Annotated in this window: 23 protein-coding genes; 7 read left to right on the top strand and 16 right to left on the bottom strand. The window is 59.1% G+C overall.

The window, feature by feature from the left end:
* Nucleotides 1–378 precede the first annotated feature (378 nt).
* Both KAJ83_RS17600 and KAJ83_RS17595 read left to right on the top strand, forming a co-directional pair.
* On the top strand, nucleotides 379–657 hold the full coding sequence (locus KAJ83_RS17600) for a hypothetical protein (protein WP_210683423.1): 279 nt from the start codon (nucleotides 379–381) through the stop codon (nucleotides 655–657).
* Nucleotides 654–1,508 carry a hypothetical protein gene (locus tag KAJ83_RS17595; protein ID WP_210683422.1) on the top strand — a complete coding sequence of 285 codons (855 nt, stop codon included), beginning with the start codon at nucleotides 654–656 and terminating at the stop codon, nucleotides 1,506–1,508. The genes KAJ83_RS17600 and KAJ83_RS17595 overlap by 4 nt, the downstream gene beginning before the upstream one ends.
* 144 nt (nucleotides 1,509–1,652) lie before the next feature.
* Here the strand turns inward: KAJ83_RS17595 and KAJ83_RS17590 are convergent, their stop codons facing one another.
* The 7 genes from KAJ83_RS17590 to KAJ83_RS17560 form a co-directional block, all read right to left on the bottom strand.
* Entirely contained in the window at nucleotides 1,653–2,711 is a 1,059-nt protein-coding gene (locus KAJ83_RS17590; protein ID WP_210683421.1) for a Fic family protein, read from the bottom strand.
* 345 nt (nucleotides 2,712–3,056) lie between these two features.
* Nucleotides 3,057–4,604, bottom strand: coding sequence for an ATP-binding protein (locus KAJ83_RS17585; RefSeq protein ID WP_210683420.1), 1,548 nt, complete (start codon nucleotides 4,602–4,604; stop codon nucleotides 3,057–3,059).
* A 19-nt stretch (nucleotides 4,605–4,623) separates the two neighbouring features.
* Nucleotides 4,624–6,252: a radical SAM protein gene (locus KAJ83_RS17580; RefSeq protein ID WP_210683419.1), complete on the bottom strand. Its 1,629-nt coding sequence runs from the start codon at nucleotides 6,250–6,252 to the stop codon at nucleotides 4,624–4,626.
* A gap of 105 nt (nucleotides 6,253–6,357) precedes the next feature.
* Entirely contained in the window at nucleotides 6,358–8,697 is a 2,340-nt protein-coding gene (locus tag KAJ83_RS17575) for a DGQHR domain-containing protein (RefSeq protein ID WP_210683418.1), read from the bottom strand.
* A 645-nt stretch (nucleotides 8,698–9,342) separates the two neighbouring features.
* The gene (locus KAJ83_RS17570) at nucleotides 9,343–10,689 is read right to left on the bottom strand and encodes a relaxase/mobilization nuclease domain-containing protein (RefSeq protein ID WP_210683417.1); all 1,347 of its coding nucleotides are present in this window, start codon (nucleotides 10,687–10,689) and stop codon (nucleotides 9,343–9,345) included.
* A complete protein-coding gene (locus KAJ83_RS17565; RefSeq protein WP_210683416.1) occupies nucleotides 10,686–11,093 on the bottom strand; it encodes a hypothetical protein in 408 nt (135 codons plus the stop codon). Before KAJ83_RS17565 ends, KAJ83_RS17570 begins: the two co-directional genes overlap by 4 nt.
* The gene (locus tag KAJ83_RS17560; protein WP_210683415.1) at nucleotides 11,090–11,233 is read right to left on the bottom strand and encodes a hypothetical protein; all 144 of its coding nucleotides are present in this window, start codon (nucleotides 11,231–11,233) and stop codon (nucleotides 11,090–11,092) included. The genes KAJ83_RS17565 and KAJ83_RS17560 overlap by 4 nt, the downstream gene beginning before the upstream one ends.
* 383 nt (nucleotides 11,234–11,616) lie before the next feature.
* Between KAJ83_RS17560 and KAJ83_RS17555 the strand changes: the two genes are divergently transcribed.
* From KAJ83_RS17555 to KAJ83_RS17540, 4 genes are all read left to right on the top strand, one after another.
* Nucleotides 11,617–13,428 carry an ATP-dependent nuclease gene (locus KAJ83_RS17555; RefSeq protein ID WP_210683414.1) on the top strand — a complete coding sequence of 604 codons (1,812 nt, stop codon included), beginning with the start codon at nucleotides 11,617–11,619 and terminating at the stop codon, nucleotides 13,426–13,428.
* Between the two features lie 204 nt (nucleotides 13,429–13,632).
* A complete protein-coding gene (locus tag KAJ83_RS17550) occupies nucleotides 13,633–13,950 on the top strand; it encodes an ArsR/SmtB family transcription factor (protein WP_210683413.1) in 318 nt (105 codons plus the stop codon).
* Nucleotides 13,950–14,414 carry an SRPBCC family protein gene (locus KAJ83_RS17545; protein ID WP_210683412.1) on the top strand — a complete coding sequence of 155 codons (465 nt, stop codon included), beginning with the start codon at nucleotides 13,950–13,952 and terminating at the stop codon, nucleotides 14,412–14,414. The genes KAJ83_RS17550 and KAJ83_RS17545 overlap by 1 nt, the downstream gene beginning before the upstream one ends.
* 118 nt (nucleotides 14,415–14,532) lie before the next feature.
* Nucleotides 14,533–14,949 (top strand): GFA family protein, encoded by a 417-nt coding sequence (locus KAJ83_RS17540; protein WP_210683411.1) that lies wholly within the window; start codon nucleotides 14,533–14,535, stop codon nucleotides 14,947–14,949.
* Between the two features lie 95 nt (nucleotides 14,950–15,044).
* Here KAJ83_RS17540 and KAJ83_RS17535 read toward each other — a convergent pair whose 3' ends face one another.
* The 4 genes from KAJ83_RS17535 to KAJ83_RS17520 are packed head-to-tail and all read right to left on the bottom strand — an operon-like array spanning nucleotide 15,045 to nucleotide 19,392.
* Nucleotides 15,045–15,839 carry an enoyl-CoA hydratase-related protein gene (locus KAJ83_RS17535; protein WP_246484839.1) on the bottom strand — a complete coding sequence of 265 codons (795 nt, stop codon included), beginning with the start codon at nucleotides 15,837–15,839 and terminating at the stop codon, nucleotides 15,045–15,047.
* Nucleotides 15,839–17,041 (bottom strand): 3-oxoadipyl-CoA thiolase, encoded by a 1,203-nt coding sequence (gene pcaF, locus KAJ83_RS17530; RefSeq protein WP_210683410.1) that lies wholly within the window; start codon nucleotides 17,039–17,041, stop codon nucleotides 15,839–15,841. The genes KAJ83_RS17535 and pcaF overlap by 1 nt, the downstream gene beginning before the upstream one ends.
* A 15-nt stretch (nucleotides 17,042–17,056) precedes the next feature.
* A complete protein-coding gene (locus KAJ83_RS17525) occupies nucleotides 17,057–17,866 on the bottom strand; it encodes an enoyl-CoA hydratase/isomerase family protein (RefSeq protein WP_210683409.1) in 810 nt (269 codons plus the stop codon).
* Complete coding sequence (locus tag KAJ83_RS17520; RefSeq protein WP_210683408.1) at nucleotides 17,863–19,392, bottom strand: long-chain-fatty-acid--CoA ligase; 1,530 nt, start codon at nucleotides 19,390–19,392, stop codon at nucleotides 17,863–17,865. Before KAJ83_RS17520 ends, KAJ83_RS17525 begins: the two co-directional genes overlap by 4 nt.
* Nucleotides 19,393–19,577: 185 nt before the next feature.
* Here KAJ83_RS17520 and KAJ83_RS17515 point away from each other — a divergent pair, with 185 nt between their 5' ends.
* Nucleotides 19,578–20,348 carry an IclR family transcriptional regulator gene (locus KAJ83_RS17515; protein ID WP_210683407.1) on the top strand — a complete coding sequence of 257 codons (771 nt, stop codon included), beginning with the start codon at nucleotides 19,578–19,580 and terminating at the stop codon, nucleotides 20,346–20,348.
* A 47-nt stretch (nucleotides 20,349–20,395) separates the two neighbouring features.
* Here the strand turns inward: KAJ83_RS17515 and KAJ83_RS17510 are convergent, their stop codons facing one another.
* From KAJ83_RS17510 to dctP, 5 genes are all read right to left on the bottom strand, one after another.
* Nucleotides 20,396–21,898 (bottom strand): 3-hydroxyacyl-CoA dehydrogenase, encoded by a 1,503-nt coding sequence (locus KAJ83_RS17510; RefSeq protein ID WP_210683406.1) that lies wholly within the window; start codon nucleotides 21,896–21,898, stop codon nucleotides 20,396–20,398.
* 66 nt (nucleotides 21,899–21,964) lie between these two features.
* Nucleotides 21,965–22,744 (bottom strand): SDR family oxidoreductase, encoded by a 780-nt coding sequence (locus KAJ83_RS17505; RefSeq protein WP_210683405.1) that lies wholly within the window; start codon nucleotides 22,742–22,744, stop codon nucleotides 21,965–21,967.
* A 63-nt stretch (nucleotides 22,745–22,807) separates the two neighbouring features.
* Nucleotides 22,808–24,112 carry a TRAP transporter large permease gene (locus KAJ83_RS17500; RefSeq protein ID WP_210683404.1) on the bottom strand — a complete coding sequence of 435 codons (1,305 nt, stop codon included), beginning with the start codon at nucleotides 24,110–24,112 and terminating at the stop codon, nucleotides 22,808–22,810.
* A 13-nt stretch (nucleotides 24,113–24,125) separates the two neighbouring features.
* Nucleotides 24,126–24,647, bottom strand: coding sequence for a TRAP transporter small permease (locus KAJ83_RS17495; protein ID WP_210683403.1), 522 nt, complete (start codon nucleotides 24,645–24,647; stop codon nucleotides 24,126–24,128).
* Between the two features lie 35 nt (nucleotides 24,648–24,682).
* On the bottom strand, nucleotides 24,683–25,663 hold the full coding sequence (gene dctP, locus KAJ83_RS17490) for a TRAP transporter substrate-binding protein DctP (RefSeq protein ID WP_210683402.1): 981 nt from the start codon (nucleotides 25,661–25,663) through the stop codon (nucleotides 24,683–24,685).
* Nucleotides 25,664–25,824 lie beyond the last annotated feature (161 nt).

Raw genomic sequence — 25,824 nt, 5'->3', positions numbered from 1 at the left:
CAACCGTGGAAGATCATGTCCATCGGATATCGACAATGGGCCCATGAATGGTGATCAGCGCGAAATGGTATAAGGCGTGGCGCTGTAAATCAAGGTTCTGGTCGTCTGTGGAGACACGGGCGTAGCCGACTTTCATGGCGAGATCATAGGCACCCCCGCACGAAAAGGAATAACATACGAAATTCAGGGACTTACAAAGCTGTGGATGAAGCAAAAAGGTTCCCTTCTGCCATCGGCGCTAGAAGGGCCGCTTCAGATAGGAAAAGAGAGACAATCAAGTAGAGAAGCGCTTGGTTTTGCAATCAAAAAATAATGATCGTGATTTATTTGAGCGATTTATGCTACAATTAACTTAATAATGCAAAAAGGAACCCTTTTATGATTATAAAAAAAGAAGTAATAATTATAGTTGTTTTGGTTTTTCTCTTTATCTTGTTTGCCGTGGGGGCATGGTGTCCCCGCCACGATCAAACACGTCAAAACAACACCCCAGTGAACGTTGGTCACGCATCGCTAATCAAGGTCGATGAGACGACCGAAAGCCTGCACATCATCATTGATGGGCATGAGCGTGTTCGTATCAATGCAGCGGGCCTGTATGTCGATGGCGAAATCGCATTGAAAGACCTGAGCGCTGAAAAAGGAGGGGAGAAATGAGCGTTAAATCCCTTCCCGCGTGGCTGGCATTAGGCTTGGTTCTGGTTTTTGCTCATCCCGTCCACGCTGCGATGCCCGCGCAAGGCGACTCCTGCACGGATGATGGGGCGAGCATTTGGGGCGGTCCCGCCTTCCTCGTTTGCAACGGAAGTACATGGCAGGAAGTCTTTGAATATGATTCCGCCGGGAAAGTTCTGTTCACACTGGATAATGATGCTTCGGCCTGCGATTCAGATCATGCCGGAAGCATGCGCTTCAATGCAGAGGATACGCGCTTTGAGGGCTGCGATGGCGATAACTGGGTCAGTATGAATGGTGAGAGCGAAATCGACCCTCAGGTCGGGACTCTGATGTCCGGGGGCTTTTGTCGTTCGAATGGCTCCGCTGTTGACTGCACAGTGTCTATGCCGATCTGCGAAAGTGGAGAAATGCTAACATCTGACGGCAGCACACTATCCTGTGTTGCAGCACCGACCGGAGGTGCCCCTGCTTATGAAGGGGTTACAATTTCGTCATGTTCTAAGAGTGGGTCTGGTGTAAAAACATGCGATCTCCCCACTGGGGTTACTTACTATAAGACAGTTGGCGAAGGCTCGTATGATCTAAAAGCATCCTCAGGTAATTCACTGATCACAGGTGACAATGATACAAGCGCATCGATCTTACCGAGCAATGTTGATTTTGCAGAAATCGAAGGAAAAACAACTTCATCACAACAATGCACATCCCATGGCTCATACTGTATATCATGCTGCAATTGTGCCCCGGGCGAACGTGTAATGGGAAGTCAGTGCACAAACTACAAGACAGTCTACAGTCACAAGACGATCACGATTGAGTGGATGAAATAGGGCCGGATCGCATGAAGCCGAGTATCCGCCCCCTTCGGAAACGAAAGCATTTGTGTTTGGCAACAGCGTCTCAGGCTGCGGAAAATAGCACGTCGGGACGAACAAAGGCCCCACAACCCCAAGCGAGGCGCAGCCTGCATTTTATCAGGCGATCCCGTACCATGTGCCGCGCCCGGCCCCGTGACGTTCCAGAAACCCTTTCTGGGTGAGCGTCTTTAGATGATCCTTGATCGTGTTGCGGTTGGCCCCGGTCAGCTTGACCGCATCGGCGACGGTCAGCCGCCCATGTTCGCGCGCCATTTCGAGGATCTTCTGGGAGAGTTCCGGCAGATCGCCCAGGATCAGACGCTCGCGCTCGATTTTTTTCGCAAGCCGGTCCTTTTGTTGCTTTAGCGCCCCAAGGAAATACGTCACCCAAGGGTGCCAATCCGGAGTTTCGGACCAAATCTCGCCCTGCGTCTGGCGTAGGGCCAAATAGTATCCTTCCTTGCTCTGCTCGATGATGCTTTCGAGCGAGCCATAGGGTACATATACGTATCCCGCCCGCAAAAGCAGCAGCGTGGTCAAAATACGTGAGAGCCGTCCATTCCCGTCCTGAAAAGGGTGGATGGCGAGAAAAACCACGATGAAAATCGCAATCGTCAATAGCCGGTGGCGCTTACCCCTTTCCAGTTCCGCCGCCGCCCATGTGACCAGTTCGCCCATCAGGCGCGGCGTATCGAAAGGCGCAGCCGTTTCGAAGATGACGCCCAGATTCTCGCCATCCGGGCCGAAGGCTTCGACATTGTTGGACAGGGGCTTGTATTCGCCGCGATGACGCTCGTCCTTATCCGAAAATTGCAACAGGTCGCGGTGGAGCTGCTTGATATGGTTTTCGGTGAGGGCGATGGCTTCGGCATTCTGGAAGACCGTATCCATTGCTTCGGCATACCCCGCGACTTCCTGTTCGTCGCGAGTCTCAAATGCCTTGATCTCGATATTTCGCAAAAGAGCCTCGACCTCGCGGTCACTCAGTCTCGCGCCCTCGATGCGGGTCGATGAGCCGATGCTCTCGATTGTGGCCACGCGGCGCAGCGAGGACAGGCGCTCCGGGGCGATCCGCCCGATTGCCCGCCACGCGCCTTTGAATTCGTCGATCTCCGCGATGAGAGCTAATATCTCATCGGTAATCCGAAGCGTATCCGTCTTAAAGCTGATATCCATTAATACATCCGTTTTTATCCAATTTAGTGTCTCACAATCACCTCCGTTTGTCCATCCGTTTCCATCCAATTAAATGATGTTGGTTCATTTGAAGCGAAAATTAGGGTCAGAGAGAAACGCATCTGCGCTGCGCGCAAAACCGTCCCACTTCGTGAAACGTGAAACGCAAGATGTGCGCGGTAATACCGCGCCTCTTGGCTGCGGTCGCTCCGCGATCCTCGGCAAAGGGGCGTGCCGCCCCTTGTGCAATCCCCTGCTAACTGGCTTTGGTGAGCCGCATCGGCCGCATCGCAGTTCAACTATGCGGGAGAGTTCTGTGCCGGTATAGATAGCAGCCTTATCGAACTAAGATCGCGATAAGCGATTGAGCATTCGGTCGATCAGGCTCTTGGCCGCAACCTGGTTTACGGAGCAATCATAAATGAGGTCGAAGACTTCCTTGTAAGTTGGTCGTTTACGGGCGGGTACGCTTTCCAAAACATCGCTATCTGACTTGGTCGTGTGCGCATCCACAGCCTTCTCGGCCTCTCTAAGTTGGCCTTTAAGCGCCCTGCGTCCTTCATCCTCGAAAAGGTCAAATTCGGCCACCTTGCGCATCTCAGAGAGAAGCGTGCCAATCTCAGCTTTGATAGATTTGGCTAAGTGATCGGATATTGCACCTTGTTTAAGAATCTCCAGTTTTTCATAGACCTTGTCGGCAGCGAGTTCGAATGTTTTGAGCCGATTGCGCTTTTGCGATGACAAACGGCACTCTCGCGCGACCTCAGCGCCGATTGGCCGAAGATGCGCGATAATGTTGTCGAGATGGGCGTTGCCTTCGAACTCGTCACGGCGGCCATTTGGAACAACCCGTGCATCAAGCACATGAACTTCGCCAATCGTCCATGAGCAAAAGCGATCTTCTGGGAAAACTTCCAGGAAGAGGCGATCATGACCGACCTGGATATTCCCGACTCGGGCGCGCAAACCACGCACTCCCTGCGAGACGGGAATAGCACCTTGATAGTCATGATGTATCAGCCACCCAATAGCGCCAGTGCCCCCGTCTATGCTTTCTATTTCGAAGCACCTTAGAGAGCGCAGCGCCGAGGTTTTAGTATCTGAATACGCGACTTTGTTGCTGTAGGGACGATATACTGGCGTCTCCATCCCATTTATGTGGATGTTATAGGATCTCCCGGCACGGCCATGAGGTGCGAGAAGCTCATTTATCTCTTCACCGAAGGCAAAATCGGGAGAGAATGGGCATGGGCAGACTTGGCTGATAAAGGTCTCGATTTCCACCTCGTTCAACAGCTTGTCATTAGAAATTCGGCGTGGTTTGACAAGTTCCACTTCGAAGAAATGCGCGGGGTAATCCTCCGGTTCGAGCCGCTTGAGAGTTACGGCCTCGCTGACAATGGTTTGCAGATTGCTGTCAGCGTCAGCAGATGCCAGCGTACGCTTGACCGCACGACCATCCCAAGATGCTTCAAGCACTTTAGTATCGCCCTTTGTACGAGAGCGGAATACAAGCTGCTGCACGTAGCCCAGGGCTGAGAGTCGACCAACGCCACGGAAGCCGCGTGCATCTGTGCCACGCTTCACGCTTGCACCGAAGGACAGCATACGCTTGGAGAATTCATTATTGGCGAGACCGATGCCGTTGTCACGGATCACAACGCGACGGTCGATATGATCAAGATTGACTTCGATCCGTCCATGATCAATAGACGGCAGCAAGCCTACCTTCACGGCGTCGTCAATGGCATCGGTTGCATTCTGCACGTATTCGCGGAAGATCGAAAGTGGATTGACGTACATCGAACTGCTCAGCAGGTCCAACACATCCTTCCCGACGAACACATCTGTTTCGTCGAAGCCATCGTCGGCGATCTTCTCTGCTTCGATCATGGCGCGATGCTCCCTTTGATCACGCGTAAATCTCTGTGATGTTTTTGACTTCTCGATCGACCCTCGTACCTGGTTGCACATCTTGGTCTGTCAGCGCAGCATCCTCAACTCGCTCGTCCTCTGGCACCAGATAGGCACCTAGGTCTTCGTTGCGACGCTGCTTTTGAGCCTGCCAAATCCGCGCTTCATCTGCTTTGGTCATGGGAACGAAGAAACGTGCCGCATCACGCAGCTTGCCTACGGCAAGCGCGTTCAAGTCACGCTCGTAGTCGCCTTTTTCACGGCTGCACAGATACTCGATAAGCTCAGATTTCTCACCGTACGAGAGTGACGCCATTACTGACAGAAATGAGTCAAACTCTGCCCGCCCGTCGAACTGCTCATACCAATAGCGATTAAAAATGTAGTGGTGAGGGCGGAGCAAAATGCCCTCAAACTCTTCATAGGTGTCGCCGAACGCCTTGCGAAAGAACTCGGGGGCGCCACTTACAATTCCATGTGTCGCTTGCAGGATAACTTGCATGGAGCGCAAATAGTAGGAGTTCCATTTCGATCCTATATGCCCCCTATCCTGGCGATCCACAGGCTGATATCGCATGGGAAAAGAGAAGATACGGATTCCCAATTCTTCATTCAACTCAACGTTTAGACGCATCCGCTCGAACAAATCCTGCGGACTGTCTTTGAAATTATACAGCATGTAGTTGGACAACTCGGTGATGCCCGCGTCAGCTGAATAGCGAATGGCTTGGGCATAGGGTTTTTTGACGCCTAGATGGTCGAACGCAATACGAAGTGGCTTCAAGGCAATCCGCGCAAGTTGCTGCAAATACATGGGGTCTTTGCAAAGGATGCGAGCATCTACACCCTGATTGAAGTCCACGCGGCGTTGGAGTTCGTAACGCCCGCGCTTGAGCTTTGCCCCACGCTCGAAACCCAAATCGATTATCTCGGCAATGATATCTTTGAAGTTCGCGGACGCTACGACATTATTGTCCATTAGAATGAGGTCGCGCTTTTCTCCGTAGAGCTTGCTGACGCCTTCTACGACTTCAGTGAGCGAGTTCGTATCGCGCTGCATCCCCTCAAGTGTTGGTACCCCGCAAAAGGCACATTTACGAACACAGCCGCGAGACGCATAGGTAAAGTATGCGTCCGATACGGGGTATTCATAGGAGATGTGATCGAGGATGCTGTAGTCAGGCACCAAATCTTCGATGGGCTTCCCATGTACATCATCGGCATAGAGTTCTTCCTCAAACGGGTCGAGTTGCAATGAGGTGGCTGGAGCCTGCCCAAGCAATCCCTTAATAAATCGCACACCTCGCCATCGTGGCTCAGAGATATACTTGTCGTGCATGAGAGAGGCGGCAATGCCGCCTACGAAAACGCGATGTGCTTGGCCGCCCGTGAGATCAAGGGCGTAGTCGATGCTACGGGCAGTCCGCTCCCACTCGAAAGAGAAGAGAGTGGTGATGTAGATACGGTCCCAGGCAGTTTGGTAAGCGGAAGGGTCTTCACCTTTTACAAACCGAACATGATCTTTCTTACCCTGCGGCCCGTGGTATTGGGCAATCTTCATGAGCCCAAGTGGCGGGTACTTGTTGCGGTACCCTGGTTCGACAAGAAGGATGTTCTTGTTGGCCATGGTCTGCCTCATCTCGTGTTTCGTGTCACCCTACCTACAGAGGTAGCGCTTGTCGATCCAGAACTTGATATCGTTTCTCGAGCGCTCGCTAGACACTGTCACCCCTTAGACGGCGGGCTGCGTTTGCGAGGACTCAGCAGGGAAGTGTTTCTCGACCTTGTCATAGATATCTTTGACAAACGCTACTTGGTCAGCGTCCAGAACACCCTGTTCGGGATGAGCGACTTTGTTGCGGATGTCGTTTAAGTCCCGAATCCACTTTGTATTTTTGGTTTTTGCCATCTTGTCCTTTTCATCGAGAGAAATGACGTCCTTCACCAAGTCCCAATTATGTGCGCAGATATCGACATAGTTTTGCAGGAAGAGTTGACTTTCAGGTTCCCCCTCCTGATCCTTGGCTTCCCACCGTGCGCTGCAATCGATGCGAATTTTCGACGGGACGCCCTTAACCCACCACGCTCTGTCATGTGTCCCAAAATGGTTTTTCAGCGTCTCGATGACATAGTCGAATAATCGTCTCTGGATGCGCAGCACCTTCGTTCGCGCTTCTTCTGTCCCGGCTTCATCACGGGACTCCAGATACTCTTCCAGTCCGGCTGGATTGAACGTTGGATGCTTTTTCTGGATTTGGGCTTCCATCCCCCAGGCCTGCTGGCGCACGGCTGTCAGTGAGGAGCCAATTCGGCGGAAAACCTGAATATCTTGATCTGACGCATTCTTAAAAAAATCCACAAGCACCTGAAGATAGGGCTCTACTGCATTGAAGGTCGCATCGGCATCAAGCCCATATAGTTCAATTCCGTCCTTGTGCCGTACATGATCGGCAACGTCCTTCATAATATGGAAGAGTGCCCGCAGTCCGTTATTTGTACATAGATAGCCGCCAGGGCCGTCTCCGAGTTCCCAGTGGCTCGGAAGCTGGTCGGCAAACATACGCAGGCAATCAGACAAAACGGTGAGACCCTTTTTTAGATTCTCATCATAAGCATCAGCTTGTCCTGTAGAGAACGGCCCAGGTACCACCGAGCCCTTGCTGAGCGTTCCTAGGAGCTTTGCGCCGCGCTCACCGAGACCATCACGTATCGAGGTTTGCGTAAGACAACGATACTGCGTTTTCTTCTTTCCTGTGACCACCATCCTGTCATTGAGAGGCGAAATTTTGTCAGCGTTAAGACGTGAAGCAATACGCGAGAGTAGAGCTTGGAAGGCTTTCTCAGCGTCAGTCGATTTCCAATGAAGATCGGCATAAAGCTCGACTAAAAGTCCCGGACTAACTTTGACCTGCTTGCTGTTAATGTCGATGAAAAGATTCATCTCTTTATCAGCCGGCAGATTTTCGTAGGCTAGAACAGGAATCATGGACGTGTCTTGATTAAAACCCTCCATGTTTCTTGCATATGCATAGCCATAGAGGCGATGTTGACCGTCAATGACCCAGGCTGATGCGTAGTTTGGGGGTAAGTGCAACTTTCCCAGAGTCTCATTATCGAACTTCTCAATCTCCTCAAACTTAAGGCCACTCTTCTTGCCAGTTTTCAGGTTAATAACAATGTTCGTTGGGAACTTCCCTCCATCATTAATAAATTTAGCAATCTTTTTCAGACGATTTGGCTGAAGCAGCCTTTGGTAAGTTTCAAGGTTCTCGGTATCTCGGCTAGCCTTGTGCCCAACATAAGCAATTTTCAAGAGTTCGTCTGGCGGGATTAGAAAAGTATAGAAAGGATCTCCGCCCATTTTACCGCGGGTGGCCAGAACCCTACGCGTGAGGCCGTCGATCTTCTGTCCCCCAAATATGTGCGCCAAAAACTGGTACCGTGCAGCTTGCTTAAGGTGTTGGACGAGCGAGGCGTAGTAATCGATCTCCCCGTCCGTGATGACAGTGATCTGTGCTTCCTTGCATTTGTTCAGGTCGGCTTCACTCCAAGCAACATTTCTCGTAGCGATGATATGCTTGACCTTGAGCTTGGCTTGCTGCCCGTAGAACTTCCGTATCGATTTGAAGGCCGGTTCGCGGATAGCTCTGATCTTTTCGATCAGGTTTGCCATGTTCTTCTTGCCGGGTGTTTCACGCTGGGTGCACTCGACAATGATGACTGTCTCATCATCTTTGGCGAATACGTCGATCTGCCGAGGGTCTAATCCGTCCTCCACTGCGATGGTGAAATTACGGCCCTTGCTCATCTCTTTGAAGCCCATCTGGGCGAGGATGCTCCAAACCTCGTCTTCCAGCTGTTCGTCTACCGGCTTTGGCTTTGCCATCCGCGTAGACTTTGCGTTCTTTCGAACAATGCGCCAGCCATCTTTTTTCTCTATCTCAACCTTTTCGGCGATGAGCTTCTTATTCGCGGCCGATACCGTCTTGTGTTGGTCCTTGCTTTTTCGCCGCCGAAGCTCCGAAGTGATTTCATCACTGGTCGAGAGAGGACCTAGGTAATGTTCGCTCATGCCGCAAACTGCCAGTTTAAGCTATTTCCAGTATTACGCATCCCCACACCGTCCTTACGTAAGAGATTCGTGACAGTTTATGGTGTATTCTTAGTGGTTGTCGTCAGAATACATCATTTACAGCTTCCACCGAGCCTAACCTTCCCGTCTGACAGCATAGACAGACAATCATAAAGCGATTCTTGCAAGCACGGGATTGGCCATTCGGTTTCGATTACTCGCGTCAATTCCTAAGGGGCTTTGCCCCTCTCGCGGACAAGGCATCCCAACGTATCCACGCCTTGCGGCGCGGGGCCTCGTTCGGAGCCTCCTTGCCTTTGCTACCCCCACTCTTCGCCAGAGGGTCAGGGTTGCAGGGCTGCAACCTGATCTATTAGCTAGTGTGGCACTCATTGGCACAGAAGTAACATCCGTTACTCTGTGCGTAGTGCTTTTTGGCCTCTGTCACAGCAGGTCGGCAAGAGGTGAAATCACCGAGATACAGCCGATTTTCGGCAGCAGGCATATAAGAGCATCCGTCCTTGTGGACTTCGTGATCGCCATTGGATTGGGCGTTCTTGTTGACGTAGTAGCGTGCCATCGTTTCCCCTCCAGTATTCAATTAGCGGCAGTATGATCGCATATTTTGCAATCACGTTCTAGCAACTATCGGCGATCCAGACTCGGCCCGCCGCGCGATTTTGAGCGGCGGCGGGGGCGTTCCCGTTCTTGTCTGCGGCGCTTTTCCTTGAAGGCTTCGCGGCGGGCTTCGCGCTCCTGATCGGTCTCCGTTTCCATCTTCTGGAAGACCTTCGCGTCTTCGGTGAGATCGCGCGTTACGGCCTTGTTTCTCTCGCGCTGCTGCGTTCGTTCCTTCACCGCCTCACGGCGCTGGGCGAGTTGAACGGCAGTGAGGGTGTCGCGCTGGGCCTTGTCACGGCTGCGGGCGGCTTCGGCTTCCTGTGCGTTGCGCTCCAGTGTGCGCTTGCGCTCGCCCCTGATCCTGTCCCATAGGCCGAGCAGACCACCGCGCAGGCGGGCCTGCCGCTCTTCCTCTTCGGCTTTCTGGCGGCGCCGGGCGGCGTCCCGGTGCACCTGCCGCTGTTTGTCTTGGCGTTCTTTGAGGGCCTTCCGTTTGGCTTCGGCCTCCTTGCGCTCGCGCTCTTCCCGATTCCCGACCTCGCGCTGGAATTCCTTCATCTTCTCCTGCATGACCTTGGCGATCTCACGCTTGGTATCGGCTACGGAGGGCAATGCTGTTTCATCGTCGAGGCGGCTTCGCACGTCCTTCGTCTTCACCCCCACACGCTTGGCGATGTTGTGGACTTCGCCGTGCCGGTCTACCGCGACATGGCCGCGCTGGTCTCCGCGCGCGAGCCAATAGCCGCGCTCTTGCAGGGCATGGGTAAAAGCGGCTTTGGAATCGGAGATCGCCCATGCGTCCTGAAAGGCCGCTTTGATTTCGCGCGGGTCTTCCTTGATACGCCGGGCCTGCTGCCATTCGGCGAGCGTGAAGTTGCGCGGATCGCGCGCGCCACTGACCGCCAGACCGCGCGGCATTGTCCAGCCATGTTCAAGATAGAGATCGCGGGCAATGTCCTGCATCTTGCGCTTGGAGTGCGGCAGCGGGATCGCCTTCATCTCCTGCACATCGATCCGGCTCCACACCGCATGGGCGTGGCGGCGCACTTCCCCATCATCACCGCGTTTTTCATGGTAGACGATGGCGCGGGGCTGGCCTGTGAGGCCGAGTTTGGTTTCCACCCGGTCGATGGCTTGTGAGAAGTCTTCCGCGCTCACCTGCGCCTCTTTGGGCGGGTTGAGGCTGAGGGAAAAAAGAAACTGCCTGCACTTGGTACCCCGGCTGATCGCATAGCTTTCCTGAAACGCGCCATCCAGATCATCCGCCACGAAGCCGCGAAGCTCCGCCACCTCGACACGCTCATTCTCGGCCTTCATCAAATGCCGGGCGAGATCGCGGGCACCGCCTCTGGGATTGCCGACAAGGATCACGAGCGGCCGCCTGACTTGAGGCCGAGGGCACTCACCAGCAGCGCCCGCACTTCGCGTACGTCTTCGCAGGCATCCTTGAGGGCGGCGCGATCCTGTTCCGCCAGTTCCAACCGCCCAGCTTCGGCAGCGGCCGCCAGCAGGCACAGATGCGTTGCCAGTTCCGACTTGCCGAGAGCGGCGAGCACCTGGCCCAGCATGGCGTAGTCGATGGCAGGAACGCGGGCGGCCTTCCGGCGCGTTTCCGCGTCACCCAGCAGCTTGGCGCGGATATAGCGACCCAGCAGACGGTTCCCGGCCTTGCGCTCCAGATAGGCTCGTTCATCGGCGCTCAGGCGGATTGAGAACGGCGCGGGCCGTCCGGGCCTACCGGAGGCGGCGGACTTGAAGGGCTTGGACGCGCTCATGGTTCCAGCCCTCCGATCTCTGCCCCCTCTTCCGGTTCGCCCTCCGGGAAAAGCTCGGAACTGAAAGGCTTTAGCTGATCTTCGCAATCGGCCATGGCTTCGAACAGCGCGTTTAAACTTTCGCTGTCCGTCTCCGCCATTACCCACCGGTTACACTCCATGGTGAGATGCGCCGCCGATCACCTCACCCACATCAAGACAGGCACAAGAACCGTCGTTTCTAGGCTACGCCTGGTATGTTTCGAAGATCACCAATTGCAGCAAGCACCTCTTGCGGACGTTCGAATTTCTATTGCGTGTTCCCCGTAGCTAAAATGCCTACAGGATCGAAGCCTAGCCCCATTATCACTAACGATTTGGGGATAATATTCGCTTCGTGTAATGCGTTGTCCGACGTTTGGTTCGATAGTAATGTACTGTAAGCTATGGGCATTTCACATGTGTCTTTTAGTATGTGAAATTTGCTTTCTGGCCGTTCTATGCAAAGCAAAAAACTAAGCTGTGGCGGGAGATCTTGGGAACCATGAACCTTATAAAGAAAATAGAAATAAATTACCTGCGTTCTCTGTACAGCTCCGTGCTTAATAAAGTTGGGGACTTAAATGTAGTTTTTGGGAGAAATGACAGTGGAAAGTCCAATCTCCTGCGCGCCTTGAATTTGTTTTTCAATGGTCAAATTGATCCAGGTCAAAATCTGGCTTTTGACATAGACTTATCGGACACGCGGAAGCAAGAAGCAAGGGAGGCGAAGGGGAGACAGTTTATTTGGATAAAAATTACTTTTGAAGTCCCATCAAATTATAGATCTGTGCTTGGCTCAGAAATAACAATAAAGAGGCAGTGGAACCGTGATGGCGGCATGTCAGAAACCGTCTTTCCTGTACTCGACACGTCGGGGAAACAAGCAAGATTGACTCGGTTCCTAAACGACATTGATTTTACATATATTCCTGCAGTTAAAGATCTTAATGTTTATGCAGACCTAATTGAACGCATGTATGGTGCGGCTTCGGAGACCGAGGTGCTTCGGAATGCCACCAATCAGTTTGTGCAGGCAATCGCCGGTCAGACTGAAAGCCTTTCAAAGCAACTGACGGATTTATTTGGTGCACCCGCTGCTCTTGCCCCCCCCTCTGAGATGAGCAGGTTGTTTCGAAATCTTGACTTCGCACATGGCTTAGATGGTCATTCGATGCTGAGACAGAAGGGAGATGGTGTAAAAGCTAGGCATCTTCCCGAACTTATTCGATTTATCAATGAGAACGAGCCCCGGAAAAAGCTCTTTCTTTGGGGATTTGAAGAACCAGAGAACTCCCTCGATCTCGGCGCGGCAGAGATTGAGGCTAAGAGGTTTGCAGATTTTGCGGGAAGATCAGATACACAGGTGTTTGTTACCAGCCATTCACCTGCCTTCTATCTCGCAAATGTTGATATCGGAGTAGGTACCGTGAGTCGCTACTTTATTACAAAGCAAACTCCAGATGTTACGGGTGCGATGCAACCAGCAAACGCGGCTACGATGATTGATGACCTATCCGAAGCCGAACGTAAAATGGAGCAAGCGGGGTTACTTCAACTTCCGTTTATTATTCGGCAACTGGGTGATCAACGAGAATTACTAAAGGCGAAGGAGCAGGAAGCCGAAGCCTTGCGCGTCGAACTCCAGCAACTTCGCATGCCAACCCTTTTCGTCGAAGGAGCGCATGACGTAACGCTATTCGAACGATCTCTCGAAAGGTTGGGGGTTGCTGGCCAGATTGGGGTTAAGTCGCTGGGCGGAACGCCAAAAACTACCGATGCACTTCTTGCTGCGGTACTGGAGAAAGGCGGCTTTCCATCTTCGGCTAGGGTACTTTTCTTGTTTGATGACGACAAGGCCGGACGAGGCGCGGCTAAGAAGCTTGCTAGATCCGCACCGAGTTCGGAGCCAGTAGCTCATAGTGATAACACGTTTGTCTGTGTTTTAGAGCGAACTGCGGATTTCAAACAATTTATGCACCGTCGTTCTATCGCGACTGACCAAGCCTTCTTCACGGCAGAATTTTTATATCCTGTGGAGCCCGCAGCGGCGCTTTGTCTCGAATTGGTATCTGCAGCGAAGACATCTGACGTTGAAAACTGGAAGAAGCAAATTAACGGCGATTATTGGCCCTCTGTTGGTCAAAAGATTTGCGGTGAGTTGATTTCGGCAGAACCGGGAACTGCGGATTGGTTTTATGCGCGCGGAGTTCCCGATTCTTTAAAGAAACAGTTCGCGGAAAGCACATTGGATCGTAATTTCGATATTACCCACCTAGATAGTATTTCTAAAAGGGTTATTGGAAAACTATTATAATATACTATATCTTGTAATATAAATATAAATAATAAATGATTTTTACACAATATAATTTCATAATGATCAATTTTCTACATCCTATATTCCCTTTATTCTTGAACACTATAACATAGCATCCCGTTACGCCGGCGCGCATCATGTTATCTTGACATGCAGGCAATTACCTGCATATTTCTTCCGAAGCATGAGTAAGTAGGACCGATGGACGCGGACAAGGTTTTCAAGGCGCTGGGCGATCCGACGCGGCGCAGGTTGCTCGACCTTCTATGCGAGGAGAACGGCCAGACGCTTGGCCAGCTTTGCGAGAATCTCGATATGGCCCGGCAATCCGCCAGCCAGCATCTCGGCATATTGGAGGCGGCCAATCTGGTGAGCACGGTCAAGCGGGGACGGGAGAAGCGGCATTTCATCAACCCCGTCCCGCTTCACGAGGTTTATGAGCGATGGGTCCGGAAATTCGAACGGCGGCGGCTCGGCCTGCTGCACGATCTTAAGAAGGAAATCGAAGGAGAAGAATAATGACCAGGGAAACAACCAGCTTCGTTTACGTCACCTATATCCTCTCGACGCCGGAAAAAGTGTTCGAGGCCATAACGAAACCGGACGTGGCGCGCCGCTACTGGGGCCATGAGAACGTCTCCGACTGGGAGGCCGGATCGAGATGGGAACATATCCGCGCCGATGACGCGCGAACCGTCGAACTCGTCGGCACGGTCGTCGAGACCCTGCCGCCGCGACGGCTCGTCATCACCTGGGCGAATGCCTCGCAAGCCGACGATCCGGCCGCCTACAGCCGGGTGACGTTCGAGATCGTGGACTATGAGGGCATGGTCCGGCTGACCGTCACCCATGACGAGTTGGAAGCCGGCAGCGCGATGGCGAACGGCATCGGCAGGGGGTGGCCGGTGGTTCTCTCCAGCATGAAATCCCTCCTGGAAACCGGCCATGGGCTCGACATCTTCGCCAAGCCGAAGGCGGCATGACCCACGGCATGGCCTACAGCGTGGCCTACAGCGTGGCCTACAGCGTGGCCTACAGCGTGGCTCTGGGCGCCCCGCCCCTCGCGGGGCCAAGTAATGTCCACCGACAGGAAATATCCCGATGACCAAGCCCTATACCGGCGGGTGCGCATGCGGCGCGATCCGTTACGAAACACAGGATGCCCCCATCTTCGAGAACCACTGCCAATGCCGCGATTGCCAAAGGCGAAGCGGTACGGGACATGGCTCCTATCTGACCTTTCCGAATCGCGCGGCGGTGACCATCATGGGCGAAACGAAGACGTGGCGGATCGTCGGCGACAGCGGATTCGAAAAAGGTCACGGCTTCTGTCCGACCTGCGGCACCCCGGTCTATCTGACCTTGGACGCGATGCCGGAGGTGATCGCGGTTCACGCCGCCAGCCTCGACGAGCCGGCCCTGTTCGATCCGAAAGTAGTCACATATGGCGCGTGCGGCCATGCCTGGGATCCAATGGACCCCGCGCTACAGCTATTCGCGCGCACGCCGTCCGGATGAATCCCACCGGAAGCAATGAGGGCACCGAGATCTCTGCCTCCCCCTTTCCGCGATCGGCACGCCGTCCGGATGGCGGCAAGGGGGGACGGATATGATCACCGGCCGAGATAGTCCGGCTTGCGCTTCTCCAGGAAGGCGCTCATCCCCTCCCGTTTGTCGCGGGTGGCGAAGAGCAGTTGCACCGCCTTGCGTTCGAGCGCGAGCGCCGCGTCGAGCGAGGCGTCCGGCCCCTGCAGGATCACTTCCTTGATCTGGGCGACGGCGATGGGCGGCATGGCGGCGATACGGCGCGCCATGTCGAGCGCGGCGGTCATGACCTCCGCATCCTCCACCACGCGGCTGACGAGGCCCATGCCATAGGCCTCCTCCGCATCGATCATCTCGCCGGTCAGGCACAGCCGCATGGCGTGGAACTTCCCCACCGCGCGGGTCAGGCGCTGCGTGCCCCCGGCCCCCGGCATGATGCCGACCTTCACCTCCGGCTGGCCGAAGCGGGCCGAGCGTCCGGCGAGGATGATATCCGCATGCATCGCCAGTTCCATGCCCCCGCCGAGCGCGAAGCCATTGACCGCCGCGATGACCGGCACCGGGCAATCGCCGATCGCGCCCCAGAGCCGTTCGGTGTGACGCAGATACATATCCACGGCCGAAAGCTCCGCCATGTCGGCGATATCGGCCCCCGCGGCGAAGCTTTCCTCATTGCCGGTCAGCACGACACAGCGCAGCGCCTCGACCTCGACGAAATCCCGGAAGATCGCCGCCATCTCGCGCCGCACGGCGAGGTCCAGGGCATTGCGCACCTCCGGCCGGTTGATGCGCACGACGGCGATGCCCGGCTCCGGCCGCTCCAGCAGGACGGTCTTCGCGTCCTCCGCCTCCATGCGTCCCATCACGGCGCCTCCAGAACCATCGCGGCGCCCTGGCCGACCCCGATGCACATGGTGCAGAGCGCGCGGGCCGCCTTGCGATCCGACATCTCCAAGGCAGCGGTAAGCGCGAGCCGCGCCCCCGACATGCCGAGCGGATGGCCGAGCGCGATGGCCCCGCCATTGGGATTCACATGCGCCGCGTCGTCCGGCAGCCCCAATTGGCGCAACACCGCGAGGGCCTGGGCCGCGAAAGCCTCGTTCAACTCGATCACATCCATCGCCTCGATTGCGAGGCCGAGCCGCTCCAACAGCTTCAGGCTGGCCGGCGCCGGCCCGATCCCCATGATGCGCGGCGGCACCCCGGCGGTGGCGAAGCCCGCCACGCGCGCCAGCGGCGTCAGGCCGTGGCGCGCGGCCGCCGCTTCCGAGGCCACGATCAGGGCGGCCGCCCCGTCATTCACGCCCGAGGCATTGCCGGCGGTGACGCAGCCGCCCTCCCGGAAGGGGGTGGGCAGCTTGGCCAGCTTCTCCAGGCTCGTCTCGCGCGGATGCTCGTCACGCGCGACGACGACCGGGTCGCCCTTGCGCTGGGGAATCTCGACCGGAACGATTTCCCGCGCCAGCCGCCCCGACGCTTGCGCGGCCAGCGTGCGCTGCTGGCTGCGCAGGGCGAAGGCATCCTGATCCGCGCGGGCGATATCGAATTCCGCCGCCACGTTCTCCGCCGTCTCGGGCATGGACTCGATACCGTGCGCGCGCTCGATCAGGCGGTTGACGAAACGCCAGCCGATCGTGGTGTCGTGGATTTCCGCCTTGCGGGAAAATGCGCTGTCCGCCTTGCCCATGACGAAGGGCGCGCGCGACATGGATTCAACGCCGCCCGCGATCATCAGATCGGCCTCGCCGGCACGGATGGCGCGCGCCGCCATGCCGACGGCATCAAGACCGGAGCCGCACAGCCGGTTCACCGTCGCCCCCGGCACCGCCACCGGCAGGCCGGCAAGCAGCCCGGCCATGCGGGCCACGTTGCGATTGTCCTCCCCCGCCTGATTGGCGCAACCAAGGAAGAGATCGTCGACCCGCTCCCAATCCATGTCGGGATGACGCGCCATCAGCGCGCGCAGCGTCACCGCCGCCAGATCGTCCGGCCGCACCCCGGATAGCGCGCCGCCATAGCGCCCGATCGGGGTCCGGACACCGGAACAGATGAATGCCTCGGCCATCTGGATTCCCCCGGGTCAGAGCGGACAGTCGGAGGTGAAGTTCGGACGGCGCTTCTCGCGCAGGGAGGAAAGCCCCTCCTTCACGTCCGGCCCCTTGAAGCCCATGAATTCGAGCGCGAGCGAGGTGTCGAAGGTCGGCCCGGCCATGCGCAGCCAGTTGTTGAGCGCGTATTTCGTCCAGCGCAGCGCCGTGGGCGAGCCCTTGGAGAGCTTGGTCGCGACCTCCAGCGCCTTGTCGTGCAGATCCTCCGGCTCGGTGACGAGGGAAACGAGGCCGATGCGCTCCGCCTCCTCGCCGCTGACCGGCTCGCAGAGCATCAGATAGTATTTCGACTTGGCGAGCCCGCAGAGCAGCGGCCACACGATGGCGGCGTGATCGCCCGCCGCGACGCCCAGGCGCGTGTGCCCGTCGATGATCCTGGCGCTGCGCGAGGCGATGGAGATATCCGCCAGCAGCCCGGCCACCAGCCCGGCGCCGACGGCCGGCCCCTCCATCGCCGAGACCAGCGGCTTCGAGCAATTGACCAGATTGTAGACGAGGTCGCGCGCCTCCTTCCAAACCCGGGTCAGGGTGTCGAAATCCTCCGTCATCTCCTGAACCAGGTCGAGGTCCCCGCCGGCGGAGAAGGCATCGCCCGCGCCCCGAATGATCGCCGCGCCGACATTCGGGTCGGCATCGATGTCGCGCCAGACCTCGACCAGTTCGCCATGCATGACCCGGTCGGCGGAATTGAGGCGGCCCGGATTGTCCATGGTGACGCGCAGCACGCGCTCGGCGGGCCAGTCGAACTTCAGGCGTTCATATTTCGAATAACGATCGGTCATATCTGCTTCTCCCGGCCCTTCCAGTACTCTTCCTTCAGGATGTTCTTCTGGATCTTCCCGATCGGCGTTTTCGGGAAGTCCGTCACGAATTTGACGAGGCGCGGCCGCTTGAAGCGCGCCAGACGCTCGGCGCAATGGGCGACCAACTCCTCCTCGCTCACCACGGCCTCGGCATGCAGCAGCACATAGGCCGCCGGCACCTCGCCCCACTTATCGTCGGGGATGCCGAAGACGGCGCATTCGGCCACCCCGTCATGCTCGTAGATCGCGTTCTCGATCTCCTTGGGATAGATGTTCTCCCCGCCGGAGATGATCATGTCCTTCGAGCGGTCGACCAGCGTGATGAAGCCGTCCGCGTCGATCGTGCCGAGGTCGCCGGTATGCGCCCAGCCGTGCTTCCAGAAGGCGGCGGTCTGCTCCGGCTCGTCGTAATATTCGATCATCACATTCTCGCCGCGCGAGACGATCTCGCCGATCTCTCCCGCCTTGACGGGGCGGCCCGCGCCGTCGATCACCGCGACATCGACGTTATAGGCCTGACGGCCGACGGAGCCGAGCTTCTCCGGCAGGTACCAGGGGCGCAGCGCGGTCAGCACCCCCATTTCCGACTGGCCGTATATCTGGGTCATCCGCACATCCGGCAGCCGCTTCATCATTTCCGCCTGGACCCAATCGGGCATCGGCGCGCCGGCGAAGGACAGCTTGCGCCAGGGCGCGAAATCGGCCGGATCGAAGGCCGGGTCGCTGACCGTCATCGAGACCTGCGTCGGCACCATGAAGGCGGCGGTCATGCCGGTCGCCTTCGCCATGGCGGTGAAGCCCTCGACGCTCCATTTGCTGAGCAGCGTGCAGGTCGCGCCCGCCAGGATCGCGGGCTGGAACATGATGTTCAGCGCCGCGACATGGAACATCGGCGTGACGATGCCGACCACGTCGCGCTCGTCGATCGCTTCCTCGACCATCACGGTATGGGCGGTGATGACGCGGTTGCGGTGGCTGCACAACACGCCTTTCGGACGGCCGGTCGTGCCGCCGGTATAGGTCATGCAGAAGGCGTCGTCCTCGTCGATCGCGACATTCGGCGGGGTGTCGGGCGCATCGGCGAAATAGGCGCGGAAGGCATCCTCACCCCCGTCGCCGCCGATGCGCACGGTCGCGCGAAGCTTCGGCAGGTGATCGCGGACGGCGGCGACCTTCTCCTCGAACACGTCCTCGTAGAACAGAAGCTCGATATCCGCCTTGTTCAGCACATACTGCAATTCCTCCGGCGCGTAGAGCACGGAGACATTCACGATCACCGCGCCGGAACGCGCGCAGCCGAAGAAGGCGATCGCGTATTCGGTGCGGTTGCGGCAGATGATGCCGACCTTGCCGCCCTTCGGCATGCCGTCGGCGATCAGCGCGTTGGCGAGCCGGTTGGCCGATGCGTCCAGATCGCGATAGCTGAGCGAAGAGCCCTCCCAAAGGATCGCCGGCTTCTCCGGAAAACGGTCGGCCGATCGGCGCAGCATGTCACCGGTCAACATCGCGGGTGCCTCCTTCCCTAACCAACGCCGGTGCCGGTCACCCCACGCGGGGGGTTGCTTTCCGCATGGCGGAACCGGACCATGGCATGCCTCTTTATTTGCGTGACCTTTCCGAAAAAATCAGAATGCTGCAACGTCGAATCGCGGAAAGTGGTTTCGCTCTGCGGAAAAGAAGGGGCGCGCAAATGGCCGATCGAGACCGACAATATGTGGAGTCGCTGGCGCGCGGCCTGTCGATCCTGGAATCCTTGTCACGCTCGCAAAAGCCTCTCGGAAACGGCGATCTGGCCAAGATGACGGGCCTCGCCGCCTCGACCATCAGCCGCTTGACGCACACCCTGACCGTGCTGGGCTATATCCGGCTGAACCGGGCCTATCGCGGCTATGAGCTGACGCCGAAGAACCTGACGCTGGGCTATCCGGTGCTGGCGGAGATGCGGTTGCTGGAGCAGGCGCGCCCGCATCTCGAACGCCTCAGCCACGCCACCGGCGAGACCACGGCGCTGGCCGTGCGGGACAAATTGCATATCATCTTCGTCGCGGTGATCGAGGGGGAGAATCTCGTCGCCGTGCGGCTGGCGACGGGCGGGCGGCTGCGCATCCCGGTGTCGGCGGCGGGCGCCGCGCTGGTCGCCGCCCTGCCGGAGGACGAGCGGCGCATGCTGCTGGCCCGCGTGCGCGCCGACATGACCCGCAACGGGCAGGACGCGAAGTCCTTCCTGGATACCGTGGCGGCCTGCCGCCGGGACGGCGCGGCCGTCGTGCGCAACAAATGGCGCACGGGCATCGGCGGCATTTCCGTGCCGGTCCTGCATAACGGGGAATATGCGGCACTGACCATCCCGGTCGCCACCGGGTCGGTCTCGGAGGAGACCATGCGCACGACGCTGGCCGACGCGCTGAAGGAGGTTGCCGGGATTCTCGGCCCCGTCCTGCCACCTCCGGAAGCACCCTGACCGCCGGAACGGCATCGCGCGCTAGCGCCTGATGATATCATCAGGCGCTAGGCGGCCATTCGCGCGGACCGGCCCAGCGCGGCGCGGCGGCGCAGCCATTGGCTGGGGCGGTACCGGTCGTCGCCGGTCAGCGCCTGCAGGCGCGTCAGGATTTCCAGCACCCGGTCGGGGCCGAGCGCGTCGGCCAGTTCCAGCGGCCCCTTCGGATAATTCAGGCCGAGGCGCATGGCGAGGTCGATATCTTCCGGCGCGGCGAGGCCGGTCTGCGCCATCTCGCAACCCAGATTGGCGACCATCGCGACGATGCGCTGGGCGATGAAGCCGGGGGAATCCTGAATGGCGGTTACCTTCCGCGCCATGGCGAAGCGCGCGATCACCGAATCCCGGATGGCCGGATCGGCGCCGGGCGCGGTCATCAGCGTGACGCGGACCGAGGTATCGGGCACCGTGTCGAGACAGACGAGCCGCCGCGCGTCGAGCCCCCGCCGCACGGCATGGGCCGTCGCGTCCTCCCCCAGCGGCGCGGCCAGGACCGGCGCGACGCCGTCGTCCGCGTCGAGGATCGTCGCGCCGCTGGCCAGCACGAGATCCCGCAACACCGGATCGTCCCCGTCCAGCACCACGGCGGCGGCGGGTTCGGCCGTGCTTCCGCTGTCGGGGTGGGCCAGGGCCTTTCCGTCCGCATCATAGGCGAAGAAGCCGCGCCCACTCTTCCGCCCCAGGCTCCCGGTCTCGAACAGATAGCGATGCGCGGGCGTGGACCGCAGGCGCGGATCGCCGAAGGCGCTTTCATGCACGAATCGGGTCACCGGATAGTTCACGTCGATTCCGGTCAGATCCATCAATTCGAACGGTCCCATGCGGAAGCCGAAGCCGTCGCGCATGACCGCGTCGATGGCGGCCGGCTCGGCCACCCGCTCATGCAGGATCGCCAGCGCCTCCGTCGGATAGGCGCGGCCGCCGAAATTGACGAGAAAGCCGGGCGTGTCCCGGACCGCCACCGGGGTGCGCCCCATCCGCTCGGCCAGGATCATCAGCGCCGCGTGGACATCGTCCGTCGTCTCCGGCGCGCGGATCACCTCGACCAGCTTCATGACCGGCACGGGGTTGAAGAAATGCATGCCCGCGATCCGCCCGCGGTGCGTCGAGGAAGCGGCGATCGCCCCGATCGGCAGGGAGGAGGTGTTGGAGGCCAGGATCGCATCCGGGGCGACAACGCCCTCCAGCTCCGCGAAGACGGCGCGCTTGACCGCCAGATCCTCGATCACCGCCTCGATCACCACGTCGCAGGGCGCCATGTCGGCCATGCCCTCGGCTGCGCCGAGCCGCGCGATGGCGGCCTCCGCCTCCGCGCGATCCATCTTGCCGGCTTCCGCGCGCTTGGTCAGGCGTGCCGCGATGGCCGCGCACGCCTTTTCCGCCGCGCCGGCGCGCGCATCGTGGATCAGAACCCGGATTCCGCCGGTCGCGGCGACCTGGGCGATGCCCGATCCCATCGCGCCCGCCCCGATGATACCCAGCGTCACGCCGTCCGCCTTCATGTCCCGCATCTGGGAATGCCTCCTCTCCTCGTCCCGCAATGATTGGATCGCCGCCGCGCGGCGCGGGGGCCGCCGTCAGAGCAGACCGCGCACGATCCCGCCGTCGACGGTGATGTTCTGCCCCGTCATGTAGCCCGCCAGGCGCGAGCACAGGAACGCGCAGACGGGGCCGAAATCCTCGCCCGTGCCAAGCCGGCGCATCGGCACGCTTTCCGCCATCCGGGCCTTGGCGGCTTCCGGCGCGATGCTCTCACGCTCCGCCTGGGCGTCGTAGACGCGCTTCAGGGCGGGCGTGTCCATCAGGCCCGGCAGCAGATTGTTGACGGTGATCCCCTCGGCCGCGACCTCGCGGGCGAGGCTGGCCATGGCACCGGTCAGGCCCGCGCGCACGCCGGTGGCGAGCCCCATGTTCGGATAGGGTTCCCGCACCGTGAAGGAGGTGACATTGACGATCCGCCCGAACCCGGCCGCGCGCATGTCGGGCAGCGCCAGACCGGCGAAATCGATCGCCGCCAGCATGTTGCCCTCCAACGCCTTCAGCCAGACCGCGTGGTCGTGCGTCTCCAGCGGCCCCGGCGGCGGACCGCCGGAATTGGTCACCAGGATCGCGATCGGACCGCCGAGGACCTCGCGCGCGCGCTCGATAATGGCGCGGCGGCCGTCCGGGTCGGAAACATCGCCTGCAACCGATCCCACGGCGCCGATCCGTGCCGCGACGCCCGCCACCTTGTCCGCGTCGCGGCCGTTGACGACGACCCGCGCGCCGGCTTCCACCAACGACTGGGCGCAGGACAGGCCGAGCCCCTGGGAACTGCCGAGGAGCAGCGCGTTCAGACCGGAGATGCCGAGATCCATGGTTCGTTTCCCTTGGTATTGATTAAGCGGTCGATGCGAGGCGCCCTATCGATGCGAGGCGCTCTAGAGGAAGGACGGCAGGAACAGCACGATATCGGGGAAGATCGCCAGCAGCGCGATCACCAGCACGAAGATGCCGATAAAGGGCAGCACCGCGCGGAAGACCGACTGCAGCGGCACGTCGTGCGTCACCCCATGCAGCGCGAAAAGGGTATAGCCGAAGGGCGGCGTGATCCCGCCGATCGACATGTTGATCAGGAAGATCGTCCAGAACCACACCGGATCGAAGCCCAGCGCCAGGACGATCGGCGCGTAGAGCGGAACCAGCATGATCATCAGCGCGATCTGGTCGATGAACATGCACAGGACGAAGGGCAGGATCTGCAGCAGGATGAACATCACCACCGTCGGCAGATCCAGGGAGGTGACGGCCTCGACCAGCTTGAAGGTCGCGCCGGTCATGTTCAGCACCTGACTGAAGGAGACGGAGGACACCATGATCGTCGTCACGACGGTCGTGATGGAGGCCGTCGACCGCACGCAGGCGACCAGCTTTTCCCAGGTCAGCTCGGCGAGAAGCGTGCAGATCACGACCGCCGTGACGCAACCGACCGCAGCGGCCTCCGTCGGGGTGGCGATCCCGGCCAGGATGAAGCCGAGGATCGAGGCGATGATGAGCAGGAACGGCGCGGCGCGCAGGACGGCGGCGACACGCTCGCGCGCCGGCATGTTGGCCCGTGGGCTGAGCGGGGCGAGCGTCGGATCGATCCGCCCGCGTATCCAGACATAGATGAAGAAGGCGAGCGCCAGCAGGATGCCCGGCAGGATGCCCGCGATCAGCAGAGAAGCGATCGAGACCTTCGACAGAATGCCGAGGACGACCGCCATGACGCTGGGCGGGATGATCGGCGCCAGGCTGGCCCCGGCCAGCAGCGCGCCGACCGACAGGTTGCGGTCATAGCCGCGGCTGCGCATCTCCGGCAGCAGGGAGGACCCCATCATCGCGGCCACCGCCATGGCCGATCCCGACAACGCGCCGAAGATCGTCGAAAGCGCGATCGCGACCGCATAGAGCCGCGCGCGGATATTGCCGATCAGCGAATCCACCGCGTTGAACAGGATGTGGACAGAGCCGGAGCGAAACAGGATCTCACCCAGCAGGATAAAGAGCGGGATCGCCGCCAACGAGATGCTGGTCCCCGTATCGAACATCGAATTGATGATCAGCAGGACGGACCCGAACCCGCCGGTCAGATAAAGCAGCGCGCATAGATTGAGCGCCAGGAACGCCAGGAAGATCGGCAGGCCGGTCGCGAACAACCCCAATAGGAGAAAGAACGCGACGAGAAGCAGCAGCCACCATTCCACGGGACGGACTCCTTCAGACGTCGCCGCTTTCGGCGGGTTCGGGGGAGGATTCGGGCGCGGACCGGAACGTGGCCGCGAAATGGCGGAGGAAATAAAGCGTGGTGCTGGTCAGGCCGTAGGCGATGGTCCCGGTGACGATCCATTTCGGGATCTCGGTGACGGAGATGATGGTGACGCCCTGCTGCACCTGGCGGAGCGTCTCGACCCCGGCATACCAGGCACACAGACCGCAACAGCCGATCCCGACGAGCAATGTCGCGCGATTGGCCCAAACCGCCTTCGCCGGGTCCAGACCATCAACGATGAAGCCCATCCGCGCATGTTGCGCGTTGCGCGTCACCATCGGGACCGCAAGGAAGGTGATCATGGCGAAGCTGACCGCCGCGGTGTCCGGGGCCCAGTCGCTCGGCGCGTTCAGCGCGTAGCGACCGAAGACCTCCCACGCCGTCACCAGCGTCAGGTAGGCCACCGCCAGGGCGGCCCCCCAGAAACCGACGCCGGTCAACCCGTCATGCAAGCGCAAGAGCGTGCGCATTCCGACTCCTCGCAAGAGAACGAAAGATCGTTCCCTTATTCGGCCGTGAGGCCTTTCTCAAGAGCCAGCGCGTGGAACGCCTTGCCGTCCTCGCCGGCGCCGCCTTCCACCTTCTTCCAGATGCCGGCGGCGAAGATGCCGTCGATCTGCTCGGCCACTTCCGGGCCGAACTGGGTCGGGGCCAGGCCGGCATCCTGCATCGCCCGATCCTCCTTGGCCCAAAGCTCCTCGAAGTGCAGACGCCCCTCGACCTCCAGGTCCTTGGCGATATCGACCACCATCGTCCGCTGATCGTCGGAAAGGTCGTTCCAGGTATCGAGGTTCATGAACAGCGACAGGTTCGTCACGCCGAAGGTCGGGCGGGTCATGTAGTCGGCGACCTCGAACCACTTATAGTCCATCGCGCCGAAGACCGGCCAGGCCGCGCCGTCGACGACACCACGCTCCAGCGCGGAATAGATCTCGCTCGCCGGCAGGGTGACGACGGAGCCGCCCAGCTCCTGAACCAGATCGTGATAGGTGCCGGAGGCCCGGATCTTCCGTCCTTCGAGCGCGCCGTCCTCGCCGATCGGCTCGTTCAGCAGGATATGATAGCCCGACGCGGCGGAGAACACGCCGATCAACTTCAGGTTCCGCTTATTGTAATGCGCGTCGATGACATCGAACACGCCGCTTTCCCGGCGCGCCTGCGGGTCGTCCGCGACCGCGTCCATGCCGAAGGCCATCGGCGTCTCGCCCAGGTGATAGGCACCGTGCGTGAACAGCATGTCGAACAGCCCGGTCGAGACCGGCTGAAGCTGCTCGAAGGGCGGTACCGTCTCCGGACCACGCAATTCCACGGCGAGGTCGCCGCCGGATTCCTCCGTCAGACGCTCGGCGAAGGCCTGCGCGAATACCGGCACGGCATTATAGCTCTCGTCCCAACTGCTCAGCAGCGTCAGACTATCGGCCTTCGCCGGGATGGTGAACAAGGCGGCCGCCGCGGCGATAGCGGGCACGAACAGTTTACGTTTCATTCTCCGTTTCCTCCCAGTGACTTGTCGAACCGTCTATTATCGGGTGTCGCCAATCGCGCGCCCGCGATGGGGGACGGCGACCATGCCGCAGAGCAAAGCAATCACGCGGAAGCCAAGTCAAGCGAACATACGGGTTTTAATTCCGCTCTGCGGAAATATTG

The organism is Marivibrio halodurans (assembly GCF_017963645.1).
Classification (GTDB): domain Bacteria; phylum Pseudomonadota; class Alphaproteobacteria; order UBA8366; family Aestuariispiraceae; genus Marivibrio; species Marivibrio halodurans.
Note: the sequence above shows the minus strand (reverse complement) of the source record. Positions and strands in the feature narration are given on the sequence as shown.